The sequence below is a fragment of the Sphingomonas sp. Leaf10 genome, from assembly GCF_001421245.1.
Classification (GTDB): Bacteria; Pseudomonadota; Alphaproteobacteria; order Sphingomonadales; family Sphingomonadaceae; genus Sphingomonas.
Genome location: NZ_LMKE01000012.1, coordinates 8,348 through 27,354, shown reverse-complemented (window position 1 = coordinate 27,354; position 19,007 = coordinate 8,348). Strand labels below are relative to the sequence as shown.

General features: G+C 67.9%; 13 protein-coding genes. 10 read left to right on the top strand and 3 right to left on the bottom strand.

Annotated features, from left to right (window positions below; genetic code table 11):
* Positions 1–112 precede the first annotated feature (112 nt).
* On the bottom strand, positions 113–808 hold the full coding sequence (locus ASE59_RS10180) for an ABC transporter ATP-binding protein (protein ID WP_056455720.1): 696 nt from the start codon (positions 806–808) through the stop codon (positions 113–115).
* A 16-nt stretch (positions 809–824) separates the two neighbouring features.
* Here ASE59_RS10180 and ASE59_RS10175 point away from each other — a divergent pair, with 16 nt between their 5' ends.
* The 7 genes from ASE59_RS10175 to ASE59_RS10145 all read left to right on the top strand — a co-directional run bounded on the left by ASE59_RS10175 (position 825) and on the right by ASE59_RS10145 (position 10,399).
* On the top strand, positions 825–1,571 hold the full coding sequence (locus tag ASE59_RS10175; RefSeq protein ID WP_235515719.1) for an arylesterase: 747 nt from the start codon (positions 825–827) through the stop codon (positions 1,569–1,571).
* Between the two features lie 284 nt (positions 1,572–1,855).
* Entirely contained in the window at positions 1,856–2,761 is a 906-nt protein-coding gene (locus ASE59_RS10170; protein ID WP_056455716.1) for a dihydrodipicolinate synthase family protein, read from the top strand.
* On the top strand, positions 2,761–3,756 hold the full coding sequence (locus ASE59_RS10165; RefSeq protein ID WP_056455714.1) for a 4-hydroxyproline epimerase: 996 nt from the start codon (positions 2,761–2,763) through the stop codon (positions 3,754–3,756). The genes ASE59_RS10170 and ASE59_RS10165 overlap by 1 nt, the downstream gene beginning before the upstream one ends.
* Before the next feature lie 30 nt (positions 3,757–3,786).
* Entirely contained in the window at positions 3,787–5,202 is a 1,416-nt protein-coding gene (locus ASE59_RS10160; RefSeq protein WP_056455712.1) for an amino acid permease, read from the top strand.
* Entirely contained in the window at positions 5,199–6,434 is a 1,236-nt protein-coding gene (locus ASE59_RS10155; RefSeq protein WP_056455711.1) for an NAD(P)/FAD-dependent oxidoreductase, read from the top strand. The genes ASE59_RS10160 and ASE59_RS10155 overlap by 4 nt, the downstream gene beginning before the upstream one ends.
* A gap of 76 nt (positions 6,435–6,510) precedes the next feature.
* A complete protein-coding gene (locus ASE59_RS10150; RefSeq protein ID WP_056455710.1) occupies positions 6,511–7,173 on the top strand; it encodes a GntR family transcriptional regulator in 663 nt (220 codons plus the stop codon).
* A gap of 112 nt (positions 7,174–7,285) precedes the next feature.
* A complete protein-coding gene (locus ASE59_RS10145) occupies positions 7,286–10,399 on the top strand; it encodes a glycoside hydrolase family 2 TIM barrel-domain containing protein (protein ID WP_056455709.1) in 3,114 nt (1,037 codons plus the stop codon).
* On the opposite strand, the gene ASE59_RS10140 is transcribed toward ASE59_RS10145, so the two are convergent.
* Positions 10,336–13,068, bottom strand: a complete 2,733-nt coding sequence (locus ASE59_RS10140; protein WP_156360012.1) for a DUF5695 domain-containing protein — start codon at positions 13,066–13,068, stop codon at positions 10,336–10,338. The genes ASE59_RS10145 and ASE59_RS10140 overlap by 64 nt on opposite strands.
* A 74-nt stretch (positions 13,069–13,142) precedes the next feature.
* Between ASE59_RS10140 and ASE59_RS10135 the strand changes: the two genes are divergently transcribed.
* Genes ASE59_RS10135 through ASE59_RS10125 form a run of 3 tightly spaced genes read left to right on the top strand, consistent with a single transcriptional unit; the run spans position 13,143 to position 18,291 of the window.
* Positions 13,143–15,515, top strand: a complete 2,373-nt coding sequence (locus ASE59_RS10135) for a glycoside hydrolase family 127 protein (protein ID WP_156360011.1) — start codon at positions 13,143–13,145, stop codon at positions 15,513–15,515.
* 17 nt (positions 15,516–15,532) lie between these two features.
* On the top strand, positions 15,533–16,537 hold the full coding sequence (locus ASE59_RS10130) for an Ldh family oxidoreductase (protein WP_082458255.1): 1,005 nt from the start codon (positions 15,533–15,535) through the stop codon (positions 16,535–16,537).
* Positions 16,534–18,291 carry a DUF885 domain-containing protein gene (locus tag ASE59_RS10125; protein WP_056455704.1) on the top strand — a complete coding sequence of 586 codons (1,758 nt, stop codon included), beginning with the start codon at positions 16,534–16,536 and terminating at the stop codon, positions 18,289–18,291. Before ASE59_RS10130 ends, ASE59_RS10125 begins: the two co-directional genes overlap by 4 nt.
* On the opposite strand, the gene ASE59_RS10120 is transcribed toward ASE59_RS10125, so the two are convergent.
* The coding region (locus ASE59_RS10120; protein WP_162235296.1) for a glycoside hydrolase at positions 18,288–19,007 on the bottom strand (720 nt) is incomplete at its 5' end. The genes ASE59_RS10125 and ASE59_RS10120 overlap by 4 nt on opposite strands.

Here is a 19,007-nt window from a genome sequence, read left to right as displayed (position 1 = left end):
GGTTTGAAGCGAGCGCAACGCATCCTCGCGGGCCAACCCACCCCCAACCCCTCCCTTCCAGGGAGGGGAGTAAATTGTTGCCCGGTCGATCGGGCGTCGATCGGGGCCACTCTCATCGCCCCGTATCCCGGGCGATCCGGCCATCGGCCAGTTCGACCACCCGGTCGCAGCGTTCGGCGAGTGCCGGGTCGTGGGTGATGACCAGCAGCGTCGCCTGCGTCGCGGCGCGGCGTTCGAACAGCAGGTCCATGATCGCATGGCCGGTCGCGCGGTCGAGATTGCCGGTCGGTTCGTCGGCAAAGACCAGCGCCGGCCGTCCGGCGAGCGCGCGGGCGATGGCGACGCGCTGTTGCTCGCCGCCCGACAATTGCGTCGGGTAATGGTGCAGGCGGTGGCCGAGGCCAACGGACGCCAGCTCGGCCTCGGCGCGGGCGAAGGCGTCCGCCACGCCGGCCAGTTCCATCGGCACCGCGACGTTTTCGAGCGCGGTCATGGTGGGGAGCAGGTGGAATGCCTGTAGCACGATGCCGATCCGGCCGCGCCGGGCGCGCGCGAGATCATCCTCCCCCATCGCGCCGAAGTCCGCACCGGCGACATGGACCTGTCCGCCGCTGGCCCGTTCGAGGCCGGACAATACCGCCATCAGCGACGACTTGCCCGATCCCGATGCGCCGAGCAGCGCGACGCTGGTCCCGGCGGGCACGGCAAGGTCGATGCCGTGCAGGATGCGGGTCGCGGCATCGCCTTCGCCCAGCGTCAGGGTGACACCGCGCGCGTCGATGACCATATCGTTCGAAACGGATTGCATGGAAGGTTTGTCGCCAGTGACGAAGCAGGGACCCACATATGCGGGCGCGTTCGCCATTCTCCAAGGCGCGTTGCTGCTATCGGGCTGCAACCAGCCGGATTTGTCCGAGGCCAATGATGCGACGCCGGTGAACGTCGCCGCCGACGCGACGCCCGCGCCGGTCGGGAGCCAAGCCCCGGTGGCGGGGCCGGAGCGGCTGGTGCTGGCGTTCGGGGACAGCCTGTATGCCGGATATGGCCTCGCGCGCGGTGACAGCCTGCCCGACGATTTGCAGGATGCGTTGCGCGCGGACGGGATCAATGCGCGGGTCGTGAATGGCGGGATTTCGGGCGATACCAGCGCGGCGGGGCGGCAGCGGCTGGCCTATACGCTCGACCGGATGGACCGGAAACCGGACCTCGTGCTGCTGGGGCTGGGCGGCAACGACCTGTTGCGGCAGATCCCGCCAGCCGAGACGCGGGCGAACTTCGTGGCGATGCTCGACGAATTGCAGAAGCGCGGCATTCCGGTGGTGCTGACGGGAATGATGGTGCCGCCCAATCTGGGACCGGACTATGCCGCGGCATTCAACCGGATCTGGCCGGACATGGCCAAGCGGTACGACGCGACGCTCGACCCGTTCATTCTGGCCGGAGTGATCGGCAACCGGGCGTTGATGTTGCCCGATGGCATCCATCCCAATGCGCAAGGGGTGGACCGGATCGTCGCGCGGCTGGGGCCGGTGGTGGCCGGGCGGTTGCGGGCGACCGACCCGGTCGGGTGAGGGGGCTGCGCGCTGCCTATTGATGGAGGCGCGGGGTTGGTCGTTTGCGGCTGGCTTACCTTGCCTCGCGGGCCGACCCACCCCCGGCCCCTCCCTTGTCAGGGAGGGGAGGAATATAGGCGTTGTTGAATGTAGACCGGCCCCTTTCTCTCATGTTCTATGATCGCCGGCAGGCAGCCGAAGCGCCTTTGCAAACTACCTGCCGAAACCAGTTGGCAGCCTCCACTAAATATCGTATACGATAAATCGCGATCAAGGAGGATGATGTGATTTCTGGTTCGAGCATGTGGACGGGCGTCTATCCTGCAGCGACGACGCAGTTCGCGGCGGATGGTTCGGTCGATATCGACGCGACGCAGCGTGGATTGGTAGCGCTGGTCGAGGATGGTGTCGATGGGTTGATCCTGCTCGGCACCTGTGGCGAGAATAACTCGCTCGACGTCGAGGAAAAGCATGCGGTGCTGCGCGCTGGCGTGGAAGCGGTCGGCGGGCGCGTGCCGTTGGTGTGCGGCGTGTCCGAGTTCACGACGCGGCGCGCGGCGGCGTTCGCGAAGGGAGTCGAGGATATCGGCGTCGACGCGCTGATGCTGTTGCCGGCGATGGTTTATGTGCCGACGCCCAACGAGCTGGCGACGCATTTCCGCACCGTCGCCGAAGCGACCGGCCTGCCGATCATGCTCTACAATAATCCGCCCGCCTACCGCGTGTCGGTCGACTTCGCGACGCTCGAACTGCTGGAGCCGGTGAAGAACATCGTCGCGGTCAAGGAAAGCGCGCCCGATCCGCGCCGCTTCACCGATGTCATCAACCGGTTCGGCGACCGCTATATCGTGATGGCGGGTCTCGACGACGTCGCGCTGGAGGGCATGTTGCTGGGTGCCAGCGGCTGGGTGTCGGGGCTGACTAGCGCTTTCCCGCAGGAATCGGTGGCGCTGATCGCGGCGGTCGATCGGGGTGACTGGGAAGAGGCGCGGCGCATCTATCGCTGGTTCATGCCGCTGCTCCACCTCGATGCCGAACATGATCTGGTACAGTCGATCAAGCTGGCCGAGGAAATCATGGGGCGCGGGTCCGAACGCGTCCGCCTGCCGCGCCTGCCGCTGGAAGGCGCGCGCCGGGCCGAGGTGATCGCGATGGTCGAGAAGTGCGCGGCGACGCGTCCGGTGCTCAAGGAGGCTCTCGCCGCCTGATGCGCCACACCTTCTTCTGCATCGACGGCCACACGGCGGGCAATCCCGTCCGTCTGGTGGCCGGGGGCGCGCCGCTGTTGCGGGGTGCCAGCATGGCGGAGCGGCGTCAGGATTTCCTGGCGCGCTTCGACTGGATCCGCACCGGGCTGTGCTTCGAGCCGCGCGGGCACGACATGATGTCGGGCGGATTCCTGTACCCGCCATGCGGCGATGCGGATGCGGCGATCCTGTTCATCGAGACGTCGGGCTGCCTGCCGATGTGCGGGCACGGCACGATCGGGATGATCACCTTCGGGCTGGAGAACGGCCTGATCACCCCGCGCGAGCCGGGGCGGTTGCGCGTCGAGGTGCCGGCCGGGCTGATCGACATCGACTATGTCGCGGAGGGGAACCGGGTTCGTTCGGTCAAGATCCGCAACGTGCCCGCCTATCTGGCGAAGCGGGGACTTGAGATCGACGTGCCGGGGTTCGGGCCGCTGTCGATCGATGTCGCCTATGGCGGAAATTATTATGCGATCATCGAACCGCAGGGAGCCTATACCGGCCTCGACGATCTGGGTGCGGCGCGCATCGTCGAACTGAGCCGGACGATCCGGGAACTGGTGCGTGCGGTCTATAAGCCGGTCCATCCGGTAGAGCCTACGATCCGCGGCGTCAGCCATGTGCTGTGGGCCGACACGCCGAAGGGCGAGGGGGCGGACGGGCGTAACGCGGTATTCTATGGCGAGCGCGCGATCGACCGCAGCCCGTGCGGGACCGGCACGTCGGCGCGGCTGGCCCATCTGCACGCGACCGGACGGTTGCGGGTCGGCGACCGCTTCGTGCATGAAAGCTATATCGGCAGCCGCTTCGTCGGGCGGGTCGAGGCGGCAACGAGCATCGGCGACCAGCCGGCGATCGTGCCGTCGATCGAGGGGTCGGCAATCGCGACGGGTTTCAACACGATCTGGATCGATCGCGAGGACCCGTTCTTCGCCGGCTTCACGGTGGTGTGACGCAGAACAGATAACAAAGGGGGAGCGGGCGTGGCACGAGGGATATGGGGGCCGCTGAAGCCCCTCGACGCGAGCGATGCGGAGCCGGATCGCCGGTTGCGCAAGACGCTGAGCTGGCCGCATCTGATTGCGCTGGGCATCGGTGCGATCGTCGGGACCGGCATCTATACGCTGACCGGCGTGGGTGCGGATCGCGCCGGGCCGGCGGTGATCCTGTCCTTTGCGATCGCGGGCGCGGTGTGCGCCTGCGCGGCGCTGGCCTATGCCGAGATGGCGACGTTGATCCCGACCGCGGGCAGCGCCTACACCTACAGCTATTCGGTGATCGGTGAAGGCGTGGCGTGGATCGTCGGGTGGAGCCTGATCCTCGAATATTCGCTGGCGTGTTCGACGGTGGCGGTCGGCTGGTCCGCATATCTTGTCGGGTGGCTGGAGAGTGCCGGGGTGCATCTGCCCGCGCTGCTGCTGTCGGGGCCGCATGGCGGGGGACTGGTCAACCTGCCGGCGGTGCTGGTGGCGCTGGGCATCGCCGGGATGCTGGTCGCGGGCACGCGGGAGAGCGCGACGTTCAACATCGTGCTGGTCGCGATCAAGATGGTCGCGCTGGCGGTGTTCGTCGCCTTTGCCCTGCCGGCGTTCAACGGCGGCAATTTCGAACCGTTCATGCCCTATGGCTTTGGCAGCGAGGTGCAGGGCGGGGCGACGCGCGGGGTGATGGCGGCGGCGGCGATCGTGTTCTTCGCCTTCTATGGCTTCGACGCGGTCGCGACCTCGGCGGAGGAGGCGCGCAATCCGGGGCGTGACCTGACGATCGGGATCATCGGATCGATGGCGGCGTGCACCGCCATCTATATGGGCGTCGCCGTCGCGGCGATTGGGGCGGTCAGCTATATCGATCTCGGACGCTCGGCCGAGCCGCTGGCCTATGTGCTGCGCACGCTCCAGCATCCCTTTGCCGCATGGGCGATCGGGCTGGCGGCGCTGATCGCGCTGCCGTCGGTCATCCTGGTGATGATGTACGGGCAGAGCCGCATCTTCTTCGTGATGTCGCGCGACGGGTTGCTGCCGCGATCCTTGAGCCGGGTGTCGGCGCGGACCGGGTCGCCCGCGCTGGTGACGATGGTGACCGGGGTGTTCGTGGCGGCGGTGGCGGGGTTCTTCCGCCTCGACGAGATTGCTGAGCTGGCCAATGCCGGCACGCTGCTGGCGTTCATCGCCGTGGCGACGTGCATGATGGTGTTGCGCAAGCGGGCGCCCGAGCTGAAGCGCGTGTTCCGCTGTCCGGCGCCGTTCGTGGTGGGGACGCTGGCGATCCTCGGCTGCCTATACCTGCTGGTCAGCCTGCCGACGCAGACGCTGGTGCGCTTCGGGCTGTGGAACGTGGTCGGGGTGCTGTTCTACCTCGGCTATGGCCGTGCTCGCAGCCTGGTGCGGACGCGCGGATGATCGATCGCGCGCCAGCGAACGCCATCGTCATCGGCAACGGCGTCGTCGGGCTCAACGTCGCGCTGGCGTTGCAGCGGCGCGGCACGCAGGTGACGATCGTCGCCCCCGATGCGCCGTGGCGAGGTGCGTCGTGGGGCAATGCCGGGCATATCGCGGTCGAACAGGTCGAGCCGCTCGCCTCGCTGGCGACGATCCGCAGCGTGCCGAAGCGGTTGTTTTCGCGTGGTGGGGCGCTGGCACTGCCGGCGGGGGCAATCGGGGCGTGGCTGCCCTTCGCTCTGCGGATGCTGGTGGCGGCGCGGCCGGCACGGTTCCGGCGGGGCAAGGCCGCGTTGTCGGCGCTGCTGGCGACCGCGATACCGGCGTGGCGGCGCGTGTTGGAGGAGGCGGGTGCTTCCGACCTGCTGCGCGTCGACGGCCATTTCGTGGTGTGGGAAACGCCCGAGACCGCCGCGCGCGGGCGGGCGGCGTGGCTGGCGGCAGACACCGGCACCGCCCGCGTGCGCGACGCTACGGCGGCGGAACTGGCACGGCTGGCGACGTTGACCCGTGCGTCGATCGCGGGAGCGGTGCGGTTCGAAGGTAGCGGGCAGATTACCGACCCGACCGCATTGGGAGAGGCGTTGACCGCGCGGTTCATCGAACGGGGCGGCACGTTCGTTCATGGCCGGGCACGCATGGTCGAGCGCGACGGGCGGGTTACGCTGGACAATGGCAGCACCCATGCCGCCCATATCGCGGTGATCGCCGCCGGAGCGGCGTCGGCGGAGCTGGTCGCGCCGCTGGGCCTGACGGCACCGCTGATCGCCGAGCGAGGCTATCATATCGAGGGCGATCCCGGCGACTGGCCCGCCGATCTGCCGCCGGTGGTGTTCGAGGATCGGTCGATGATCGTCACCCGCTTCGCCGATCGGCTGCGCGCGGCGAGCATCGTCGAGTTCGCGCGGATCGACACCCCGCCCGATCCGAAGAAATGGGCACGGTTGCGCAGGCATGTCGCCGCCCTCGGCCTGCCGCTTCGTGAACCGGTCGAACCATGGATCGGCGCGCGCCCGACGCTGCCCGACTATCTGCCGGCGATCGGGCGGCGGGGGGGGGTCGCCTATGCCTTTGGCCACCAGCATCTGGGCCTGACGCTGTCGGCGACGACCGGCGAGGCGCTGGCGGCGCTGTTGCATGGCGAGACGCCGGCGGTCGACCTGACCCCGTTCGATCTGGGACGCTTCGCATGAGGCCCGATTGCGTGTCCCGTTACCCGAAAGCTAAGGGAGCGCGCCCGGCATCCTCCGACCGGGAGAGGCGCATCGGATGACCGGCATCATCATCCGCAACCTGTCCGACCAGCTGGTCGATCTGGTCCGCGACCGCATTCTTGCCGGCACGGTCGAGCAGGACCGCGCGATCCGCCAGGACGCGCTGGCCGCCGAACTGGGGGTCAGCAAGATCCCGCTGCGCGAGGCGCTGACCCGGCTGGAACAGGAAGGGTTGCTGCGGTCGCGCGCCAATCATGGCTATTTCGTCCGCGAACTGACGATCGACGAGGCGGAGGAAGTCTATGCGCTGCGCCTGCGGCTGGAGCCGGATGTAGCGGCGATGGCCGCCGCCCGCGCAACCGACGCCGAGCGCGAAGCGGCGACGCGGACGCTGGCCCGGCTCGACGCGGTGACCAACGCGCATGGCGACGGGGTCGGCGCGTTCAACCGCGCCTTCCATCTCGCGCTGCTGCGTCCGTCGCGCCAGCCGATCACGACGACGATGCTCGAACGGCTGCACGTGCTGGGTGAGCGTTACGTGCGCAAGCACCTCGAACCGCTCGGCCGCGATCAGCGTGCGAACGACGAACATGCCCGGCTGCTCGACCGCTGGCTGGCGCGCGATGCCGCAGCGGTGCACGACGCGATGTACGCGCACATCGAACAGACCGTGCTGGACTTGCGGCGTCAGTTTCAGCCGGACGCGCGGTCGGCCTGAACCGCCAATCAACTGCCACACCCTTTAGATCGTATAATATATTTGGCGAGTTGCTTTGCTGGTGTATGGTGCGGGTCAGCGCGGACCGCCGTCCGGCAACGGAGAAGACGCAATGATCGGTCGGGTGTCGCTTGCCGTGCTGGTGTCCACGCTGGCGGTCGCAACGGCGACGGCCCAGACCCCGACGGCGCAGACCGCGGCTCCTGCCGAATGGGAGCGGCCGGAGGTGATCCGCATCGGGGCCGAGCCGATACACGCGACCTTCGATGGCTATGAGACGCAGGCGCTGGCGCTGCGCGACGATCCGGGGCGGTCGCGCTATCATTTGTCGCTTGATGGTCAGTGGCACTTTCACCGGTCGCCGACGCCGGAGACGCGGCCGGTGGGGTTCGAGCGGCCCGATTATGACGTCGCCGGATGGGGCATAATGGTGGTGCCGGGCATCCTGCAGGCCGAGGGGCAGGGGACGCCGGTGTTCGCGGGATCGGGATATTCGTTCCCGATGGACCAGCCACGGATCGACCACCGGCTGAACGAGGTCGGATCCTATCGTCGCGAGGTGACGGTGCCCGCGCATTTCGCCGGGCGGCGGATGCTGTTGACGATCGGCGCGGCGGGTGCGGCCTATTATCTGTGGGTGAACGGACAGCGCATCGGCTATTCGGAAGACTCGAAGCTGCCCGCCGAGTTCGACGTGACGGCTGCGATTCGGCCAGGGCGCAATATCGTCGCGATCGAACTGTATCGCTATGCCGATGGCAGTTATCTGGAAGATCAGGATTTCTGGCGCGTCAACGGGATCGAGCGCAGCATCACGCTCTATGCCGCGCCGCCGACCCATCTGCGCGACATCGATGTGCGCGCCGGCCTGTCGAACGGTTATCGCGACGGCACGCTGGAATTGAACGTTGCGGTGGCGGGGGCGGCGAGCAGCGTGCGGGTGCGCGCCAGCGTGCGCGATGGAGCACGGGTGCTGCTGACGCGCGAAGGGGTGCCGGATACGGCGCGCACCGTCCGGCTGACCGGTGCGCTTCCGGGGGTACGGGCGTGGAGCGCCGAGACGCCCGAACTCTACACCCTGCTGGTCGAACTGCTCGATACGAAGGGGCGGGTGATGGAGGCGACCAGTCGGCGGATCGGTTTCCGCACCGTCGCGATCGAGGGGGGCGAGGTGCGCGTCAACGGGCGGCGGATCATGATCCGCGGCGTCAACCGGCACGAACATGACCCACACACCTTCCGCATCGTGTCCGAAGCGACGCTGCGCCGCGATCTGGAGTTGATGAAGGCGGCGAACGTCAACGCGGTGCGCACCTCGCACTACCCGAATGATCCGCGCCTCTACGAACTGGCCGACCAGGTCGGGCTGTACGTGATGGACGAGGCCAATATCGAGAGCCACGGCTATCTGTCGCAGGCGCAGCAGAATGGCGATCCGGAGCATACGCTGCTCGGCTACAAGCCCGAATGGAAGGCGGCGCATCTCGACCGGGTCGAGCGGATGGTCGAGCGCGACAAGAACCATCCCTCGATCCTCTTCTGGTCGCTGGGCAACGAGACCGGCGTCGGCAGCAGTTTCGAGGCGGCGGCGCAGTGGGTGAAGGGGCGCGATACGACGCGGCTGGTCAGTTTCCTCGGCCACAGCATGAGCGGCTGGCGGCACCCGACCAATAGCTATGTCGATATCTTCGCGCCGATGTACGACGATGTCGAGAAGATGGTCGATTATGCCGAGCGGCCTGAATTCACCCAGCCGCTGATCCTGTGCGAATATGCCCATGCGATGGGCAACAGCCTCGGCAATTTCCAGGATTACTGGGACGTCATCCGCCGCTACCCGAAATTGCAGGGCGGGTTCATATGGGACTGGGTCGACCAGACGATTATCCGCAAGGATGCGGCAGGGCGCGACTATTGGGCGCAGGGGCGCGACTTCGTGGCCGATGGCGACGACAGCCCGGTCGGCGACGGCGTGATCCGGTCGAACCGGACCCCCGATCCCGAATATCATGAGATGGCCAAGGTCTATGCCCCGATCGCGTTCGAACGCGACGGCGACGGCTATGCGGTGCTCAACCGTCACGACCATATCGACCTGTCGCGCTTCACGCTCGATTATGCGGTGCTGGAGGACGGGCGCGCGGTGGCGAGCGGACGCGTGGACATGCCGGCGGTGGCGGCGGGACAGCGCGCGCCTTTGACGCTGACGGTCCCGCCGGCGCGCGATGCGGGGGCGGAACGGATGCTGGTGCTGCGCGCGCGGGCGAAGGCGGGGGCGATCCCGCTCGTCGCGGCGGGGCATGTCGTCGGCTATGAACAGTTCGCGCTGTCGCCGCCGCGCCCGCTGGCCGCGCCGCAGGGACGTGCCACGCCGATCGATGGCGGCGACGTGCTGCGGCTGGCGGCGGGCGATGCGGTGCTGGAGATCGATCGGGCGAGCGGGCTGGTGCAGCGCTATGCGCGCGGCGGCACGACGATGCTGAGCGGCGGAACCCCCGATTTCTGGCGCGCGCCGACCGACAATGATATCGGCACCGGCATGACCAAGACCCACCGCACGTGGGAGCAGTTCAGCAACAACCGACGGCTGGATGCGATTGCGGTCGATGGCGACGCGATCGTCGTGACCCACGATATGGGCGTGGGATCGGTCAAGGTCACCACCCGCTGGACGATGGATGCGACCGGCACGGCACGGGCGACGGTGCGGTTCGTGCCGCTGCGCGACGACCTGCCCGATCCGCCACGGATCGGCATGCAGTTCCGCACGCCGCCGACGCTCGACCGCATCCGCTGGTACGGGCGCGGGCCGTGGGAGAGCTATGCCGATCGCAAGACCGCGGCGCTGGTCGGCGACTATGCGGGGCTGCTGGCCGATCAATATCATGGCTATGCCCGGCCGCAGGAATCGGGGACCAAGCAGGACGTGCGCTGGATCGACGTGACCGGTGCCGGCGGGGCGGGGGTGCGCTTGACCGGCGACCGGCCGCTCGCGGTAAACGCGCTGCCCTTTCCCTATGCCGACCTGATGGAGAAGCCGCCGGGCAAGGCGCATAGCAGCGACATCCGCCCGCATGGCGACGGCACGCTGCTGGTCGACGTCGCGCAGAGCGGGGTCGGCGGCGATACCGGTTGGAGCACCGACGGCCGCCCGCACATGCGCTACCGCGTGCCGCTGGCGCCGACCGAGTGGACATTCACGCTGGGCGCGCCGGCAACGCGCTGATCGCCGGGCGTTAGCGTCACCACCGTCGGCGTCCCCGCCAGCGGGATGGTGGTGAAGCCGCGCTCGGCCGTGCCGCGATCGACACGATAGGCAGGTCCGCCCGCCGGTGCCTCGACCAGCAGGTGCGCGGCGGGGGTCGTCGCGCTGGCCGGGTCGAGCGTCAGTTCGATGCGGCGCGTTGCCGGCAGCCAGCGGGCGCGTGCGATCGTGCCGGCGGCCAGCGTGATCCATTGCCCGGCTGGCGCGACGAAAAGGCGGGTGCGCGCGCCGTCGCGCGGTTCGATGGTGATGGCGTCCGGCGTCTCGCGCACGATGCCGCCGAACCCCAGCCAAGCGAAGGTCGCGTCCTGCACCAGATAGGTCGCGGCGGCATAGGCATGGCCGAAATAACCCATGCCGTAATCGCCGCTATAGGCGTCCCAGCGCATCATGTCGGGTTCGGAATGGAAGGCGGCGGAGGCGAAGCCGTCGCGATCGACATTGGTGATCCCGCCCATGAACCCGCCATAGGCGACGCGCAGCAAATGCAGGTCGGCCGGATTGCGGCGATAGGCATCGAACAAAGGCACCGCGTTCAGCGCCGAGCCGTAATGGTGGAGCTGGCGCTCGATCCGCTGGACCTTTCCACCATAGAGAAAGTCCCAATAGCGGCGGGCATTGCCGTTATAGCCCCAGTGCGGAACGGTCGGGTCGTAGCCGAGGATGACCTCGCGGGTGACTGCCGCCTCCTTCGCATGGCCGAAATGCTGCATCCATGCATAGACTTCGGGCTGGCCGGTTGAATCCCACGCCATCTCGCTGCCGAAAGGATAGGCGAGGGTGCGCCAATGGTCGGCCCGCGCGCGCATCCGGCCTTCGATATCGTCGGCCTCGGCCGTCATCCCCTCGCGCCGCAGGTCGGCGAGGATGTCGAGGAACACCTCGCCCTCCATCTGGCCGAACTGCGCATAATGCGGCGCGTCGCGCAGCATCGCGATCGTGGTGCGATAGGCATGGTCGAGGTAGAAGCGCCAGTCGTGGCGTGTGACCAGCCCGGCATGGTGCCGCGCCAGCCGGTACAGCACCCAGTGCCCGATCGCGACATGCGGATAATTGTACGACCGGCCGAGATCGTCGGCCTGTTTGCGGTCCCATGATGCCCAGGTCGACCAGTCGATGCGCTGGTCGTAAGCGTCGGGGAACGCCTTGGGATCATAATAGAACAGGCTCTTCTTCACGCCGCCGCCTGGCACCTGCAACTTGCCGAGCACGGTTTCGTCGACCATGCGTTCGAGCTTCGCGACCTCGACCGCGTCGGGATGGTCGAGTTGCTTCATCATCGCCGCGACCCATGCGCCGGCGCCGCCCTCGTCGCTCATGCCGGCGATCCAGACGCGCTGGTCTTGGGTGACGATGCGGTTCTCGTCGCGGTCATAGGTCAGGATGGCGGGCGCGCGGCGGAACGGATCGCGGGCGTCGTCAAACCATTGGCGGGTGGTCGCGAACCGGCCGAGATCGGCGGACACCTGATCGAGCGGCTTGGTGACGTAATAATGGACGCTCTGCACGCTGCCATCGGCATAGGTGATCGCGACCCGCGCCCGGCCCCATCCGGTGCCGGCGACCCGCCAGCGGTGCCAGCCGCGCGGGCCGGCGACCCTGGTCAGCGTCAGCGCGTCGGCGGGGGTGACGCTGACCTGCCGCACGGCTTGCGGCGCACGGACGAACAGGTCGGCGGGGCTGTCGGTCGGGATGACGTAGCCCGGTAGTCCGATGGCGAGTGGGCGGCGTTCGGCAACAAGTTTCCCCTCAATGCCGCGGATCGAGGGCGCGGTGACGAGGCGGACGCCGATGCTGCGCACCGCGCCCGGCGCCAGCGTGAAGCCGGTGGCCGGGTTCCATGGCTGGCCGGCATCGCCCATGCCACCGCTGGCGACCATCCAGTCGTAGAAGCCCTCGAACGCCTGCTGTCGCGGGGTGCGATCGGTAAAGATATCGCCGGCAGGCGCGCGCTTGGCGTCGTGCAGGATGCGATATTGTTCGAGCGGCGACCGGCCATCGGGCAGGACCAGCAGCGCCGGCCCCTTGCCGTTCAGCCGCGTGACCTGAAGATAGCCGGCATCATTGCCGATATAGGGATCGACGAAACTGGCCTTCGCATGCGCCGCCTCCAGCGTGCGGTCGGTGATGATGTTGTCGAACACCATCGGCATGCCGAGCGCGCCGATCTCGACCGGGATCACGCCCCGGTTGCGCAGCGTGAAGCGCAGCACCAGCGAACCCTTGTCGCGCAGCCATGCCCGCTCGACGGTCAGCGGCAGGCGCTCGCCCATCGTCGCGGTCATGTCGGCGCGGGCGATCACGGTACCGCCGGGCGGCAAGGCGCGGACCGCGACGCGGTGCCGTGCCGAGGAGAAGTCGCGCCATGCGCCACCCGCCGTGCGCAGCCGCAGATGCAGGTCGCCCAACTGGACGAAGCCGTCGCCCTGCCGTTGCTGTGCGCGATCACCGGGGGCGAAGTCGAACCCCGGTTCGGCGCGTGGCGAGAGATGCAGCAGCGTCTGGCTGGCAGGGTCGAGCGTGACCGTCAGGTCGCCGACGCCATGGCGGACGGGGGCGGGAGCAACGGCCGGGAGCATCGCCCCGGTACCAAGGAACGCGCCGCCCAGATAAAGTGCCCATTGCCGCATAACGCTGCCTCTCCCGTCGACCAATCGGTTGACTCCAATAACCATTGCCCTATCGTATACGATATTATCGGGAGATGGAAATGCTGGTTGGTCGTCGCGCGTTTCTGATGTCGTCGGCGACGTTGCCGATGTTCGCGCTGCCGGCGGCGGCGCGCACCATGGCGGCGATGCCGGCAACCGCCAAGCCGTTTCCGCTGTCGGCGGTGCGGCTGCGCCCGTCCGATTACGCGCGCGCGGTCGAGGTCAACCGCGCCTATCTGCTGCGGTTGTCGCCCGACCGGCTGCTGCACAATTTCCACAAGTTCGCCGGCTTCGTGCCGAAGGCGCCCGTCTATGGCGGGTGGGAAAGCGACACGATCGCGGGGCATACGCTCGGCCATTATCTGTCGGGACTGGCGCTGACCCATGCCCAGACCGGCTGTACCGACTGCGTCACCCGCGCGACCTATATCATCGGCGAACTGGCGCGGTGTCAGGCGGCGCAGGGCGACGGCTATGTCGCGGGCTTCACCCGCAAGCGCAAGGACGGGACGGTCGTCGACGGGAAGGAGATTTTCCCCGAGATCATGCGCGGCGACATTCGATCGGCCGGATTCGATCTGAACGGCTGCTGGGTACCCTATTACAACTGGCACAAGCTCTATACCGGTCTGTTCGACGTCATCGACCATATCGGCCCGAACGAACAGGCGATGGGCATCGCCGTCGCGCTGGGCGGCTATATCGACCGGGTGTTCGCCGCGCTCAGCGACGATCAGGTGCAGGCGATGCTGGCCTGCGAATATGGCGGGCTGAACGAGAGTTTCGCCGAACTCCACGTGCGGACCGGCGATGCGCGCTGGCTGCGGCTGGCGGAGCGGATCTACGACAAGCGCAACCTCGACCCGCTGACGCAGAAGCACGACCAGCTGGCGAACTTCCATGCCAATACGCAGGTGCCCAAGCTGATCGGGCTGGCGCGGCTGCACGAGATCACCGGCAAGGCCGAGCCGGCGACCGCGGCGCGCTTCTTCTGGGAACAGGTGACGCGGCATCACAGCTATGTGATCGGCGGCAATGCCGACCGCGAATATTTCAGCGCGCCGGACACGATCGCACAGCACATCACCGAACAGACGTGCGAGCATTGCAACACCTATAACATGCTCAAGCTGACCCGGCATTTGTACGGGTGGCAGCCTGACGGTGCATTGTTCGACTTCTACGAACGCGCGCATCTGAACCACGTCATGGCGCAGCAGGAGCCGGTGAACGGCGGTTTTTCCTATATGATGCCGCTGATGACCGGAGCGAAGCGCGACTATTCGGCGCGCGATGGCGAGGAATTCTGGTGCTGCGTCGGCACCGGCATGGAAAGCCATGCCAAACATGGCGAAAGCATCTTCTGGACCGGCGACGACACGCTGATCGTCAACCTCTACATCCCCGCCGATGCGACCTGGGGCGCGCGCGATGCGACGCTGGGGCTGGAGACCGCCTATCCGTTCGACGGTGCGGCGACGCTGACCTTTGCGACACTCGGCAAGCCCGGCCGCTTCCCGGTCGCGCTGCGGGTGCCCGGCTGGGCGAAGGGGTGCGAGGTGCTGGTCAATGACAAGCCGGTCGAGGCGGCGTCGGCGGGCGGCTATGCGATCGTCACAAGGCAGTGGCAGGCGGGGGACCGGGTGACGATCCGTCTGCCGCTCGACCTGCGGATCGAGGCGACGCCGGGCGATGCGCAGACGATCGCGGTGCTGCGCGGGCCGTTGGTGCTGGCGGGCGATCTGGGGCGGGCCGATGGCGAATGGGACAAGCCCGATCCGTCGATGGTCGGCGACGATCTGCTCGCCGGTTTCGTGGCGGTCGCGCCGGAGGAAGCGCAATATGCGACGCACGGGCTGATCCGGCCGGGCGACCTGAATTTCGTGCCCTTCTACCGCCAATATGACCGGCGATCGGCGGTGTATTTTAAACGGTTCACTGATGCGCAGTGGCAGGTGGAGGAAGCCGCGTTCCTTGCCGAACAGGCGCGGCAAAAGGATCTGGCGGCGCGGTCGGTCGACGTCATGCATCTGGGCGAGATGCAGCCCGAGCGCGATCATGCGCTGACGTCGGACATATCCTATCCGGTCGTCTATCGCGGTCGCAATGGCCGCGACGCGCGCAGCGGCGGCTTCTTCGAATTCACCATGGCGGTGAAGCCGGGGCCGCTGGTGTTGCAGGCGACCTATTGGGGCGACGAGCGCAAGCGCAGCTTCGACATATTGATCGACAATCAACGGATCGCGACCCAGACGCTCGACGCCGACCGGCCGGGCGCGTTCTTCGACATCGACTATCCGGTGCCCGAGCCGCTGACCCGGGGCAAGTGGCAGGTAAAGGTGCGCTTCGTGCCGCATGACAGGAGCAGCGCCGGGCCGGTGTTCGGCGTGCGCATGTTCACCGCCAAGCCCGGCGCGGTCGCGTGAGCGAAGCGCAGGTGCGCATGACGTTGGCGGAAGTGCGCGACTATGCGCGCGCCACGCTGACGCGGGTCGGGCTGGCACCGGGGCATGTCGCGGCGGTCGCCGAGACGATCGTCGCGGGCGAGCGCGACGGATGCGGAGCGCACGGGCTGTACCGGTTGCTGGTCGCCGCGCATTCGGTCGCGAGCGGCGTGGTCGTGCCCGATGCGGTGCCGGTGCTGGAACAGCGGGCGGCGGGCGTCATCCGGGTCGACGGGCGCGGCGGCTTTGCGCAACTGGCGTTCGAGACCGGGCGCGACGCACTGGTGGCGGCGGCGCGCGCGAACGGGATCGCGGCGCTGGCGATCAACCATGTCGTGCATTTCGCGGCGCTGTGGCCCGAGGTCGAGGCGCTGGTCGAGCACGGGCTGGTCGCGCTGGCGGTGACGGCGAACCATGCCTGGGTCGCGCCGGCGGGCGGCACGCAGCCGGTGTTCGGGACCAATCCGATCGCGTTCGGCTGGCCGCGTGCCGGTGCCGCGCCGTTCGTGTTCGATTTCGCGACCAGCGCGGTGGCGCGCGGCGAGATCGAACTGCTTCGTCGCGCCGGAAAACCGGTACCGGCGGACTGGGGCCACGCCCCCGACGGCAGCGACACGACCGATGCGGCGGCGGTGCTGGCCGGGGCGATGCGCACCTTCGGCGGGCATAAGGGGTCGGCACTGGCGCTGATGGTCGAACTGCTCGCCGGGCCGCTGATCGGCGACCTGACCAGCGCGGAATCGATCGCCTGGGATGGCGGGCGCAAGGGATCGCCGCTGGGCGGCGAACTGATCCTCGCGCTCGATCCCGCCGGATTTTTGGGCGAGACGGCGTCGGCCGAAATGGCGCGCGCGGAGAGCGTGTTCGCCGCGATCGAGGGGCAGGGCGCCCGCATATCCGGCGCTCGCCGCCACGCGCTGCGCCCGGTCAGCGAGCGTGACGGCGTGTCGGTGTCGCGCGCGCTCCTGAGCGATATCGACCATGTAACGGGGATCAAGGCATGACCATCACGCTGGCACTGGCGCTGTCGATCGCGGCACCCGCCGCTGCGCAGGCGGCGACGCCGGTAGCCGCAGCGGCCGTGGACGATACGGCGTTCCGTCAGTTGTCCGAGCGCGAATATGCGTGGCGCAAGACGCTGACCGGTCCCGGCGAAGACGTTCCGACCAGCAGGAACGCGACGCTGCCCGATGTCGGGCCGGCGGCACAGGCGAAGATGACGCAGCGCTGGACCGAGACGCTGGCCGCGCTCGACCGGATCGACCCTGCGAAACTCGGCGCGTCGGCGCGCGACGACTATATCGTCTATCGCGCGCAGATCGCGGCGCTGCTCGCCCGGCAGCGGTTCCGCGATTACGAAAAGCCGTTGAACGCCGATACCAGCTTCTGGATCGACTTGGCGGGCATGGCGCGCGAGGAGTATCGCGACGAGGCGGCGTTGCGATTGTACCTGTCGCAACTCGCCAGCGTCCCACGCTATTTCGATCAGCAGATCGCGAACATGCGCGCCGGGTTGCAGCGCGGCTTCACGCCCCCGCGCGTGACCTTGCAGGGGCGCGATACCGGCGTGCGCGCGGTGGTGCAGGCAGGGGCGAGCGAGGCGTCCCCCTTCTACGCGCCGTTCCGCGCGCTGCCCGCGACGATCCCGGCGGCGCGACAGGACGCGCTGCGCGCCGAGGCGAAACGGGTGATCGCGCAGGCGGTCGTGCCGGCGCATGCGAAGCTGATGGCGTTCCTGCGCGACGACTATATCCCCCATGCACAGGAAAAGCTGGCGGCGTACGACCTGCCCGACGGGCGCGACTATTACCGGTCGAAGGTCCGCGAATATGTCACCCGCGACCTGCCGCCCGAGGAGATCCATGCGATCGGGCTGGGTGAGGTCGCCAAGATCCGTGGACGGATGCACGACGTGATGCGACAGGTGCAATGGCAGGGCGACCTGTCGTCGTTCCTGAACCATCTGCGCACCGATCCGCAATTCTATGCGAAGACGCCGCAGGCGTTGCTCGACCGCGCGGCATGGATCGCCAAGACGTTCGACGGGAAGGCCGCGACCTATTTCGGGCGGCTGCCGCGGATGCGCTTCGCGATCAAGCCGGTCGCGCCCGACATTGCGCCCTTCTACACCAGCGGCCGGGGCGGGCCGGGCATCTATCTGGTCAACACCTATGACCTGCCGTCGCGCGGGCTGTATTCGCTGCCGGCGCTAACGCTGCACGAAAGCGCGCCGGGCCATGCGTTCCAGATGCCGTTCGCGATGGAGCTGACCGACCTGCCCGAATATCGCCGCAACGAATATATCTCGGCGTACGGGGAGGGCTGGGCGCTGTATAGCGAGGCGCTGGGCGAGGATATGGGGATGTACGAGACGCCCTATGACCTGTTCGGGATGCTGTCGTACCAGATGTGGCGCGCGGCGCGGCTGGTCGTCGATACCGGCATCCATTCCAGGGGGTGGACGCGCGAACAGGCGCAGGCATTCCTGCGCGACAATACCGCATTGTCGAACCACGAGATCACGACCGAGGTCGACCGCTATATCGCATGGCCGGGACAGGCGCTGAGCTATTATATGGGCGAGCTGGCATTTCTCGACGCGCGGGCGAAGGCGCAGAAGGCGCTGGGCGACAAGTTCGACTACCGCGCGTTCCATGATGCGATGCTGAGCCTGGGATCGGTGCCGCTGCCGATGATCGACGCGCGGGTCGAACGCTTCATCGCCGATGACGGCAAGGGGCCTTACCCGCTCCCTTAGCAGATTTCCACCGTCGCCTTGGGCGGGTCGCCGGGCGGTACGCGGGCGGCATGGCGGTAGAAGACGTCGCCGGGCAGGCGGTGGCGGTCGCCATAGACCTGTGCCAGCAGCGCGAAAAGCGTCGGGTCGTAGCGTTGCAGGTCGTCATCGTTCAGCAACCGCTGCCCGTCGACGACGATCAGCCGATTGGTGTTGAACCAGAGCTGCGTACCCTCCGCCCAATATTCGTCGAGCGTGGTCGCGGCATATTCGTCGCGCCATGCCCCGCGCGCCATGGCGGCGGCATAGGCGCGATCGAGCGCGGCATGGAGCGCAGGGTCGCGCTGCCGGATCGCGGCGAGGATCGCGTGCGAGAATTCATGGACGAAATTATTCTCGCCATAATACCAGGTGCCGGGCGTGCCGATGAGGTTTTCGGCCGGGGCGGTGGTCAGTTGCCCGCCCATGCCGCGCGCACGGTTGTTCCAGTAATCGCGGTCGCTCAACCGGCCGATCCGCTCGGCATAGTGTTTGCGCTCGCACGTCGTCAGGCGCGGATCGTCGGGGGTGGGCCTGGTCCAGTGACGCTGTTCGGGCAGGTCGACCAGCCCCTCGGTCAGGGCGATGATCGCGACGCGATAGCCTGACGCCGCCATCCAGCGGCGCAGGTCGGGACGATCAGCGAGCATCGCGACGGCGATGTCGCGCGCGAACAGCAGCGCGTCGTCGGGGACCTT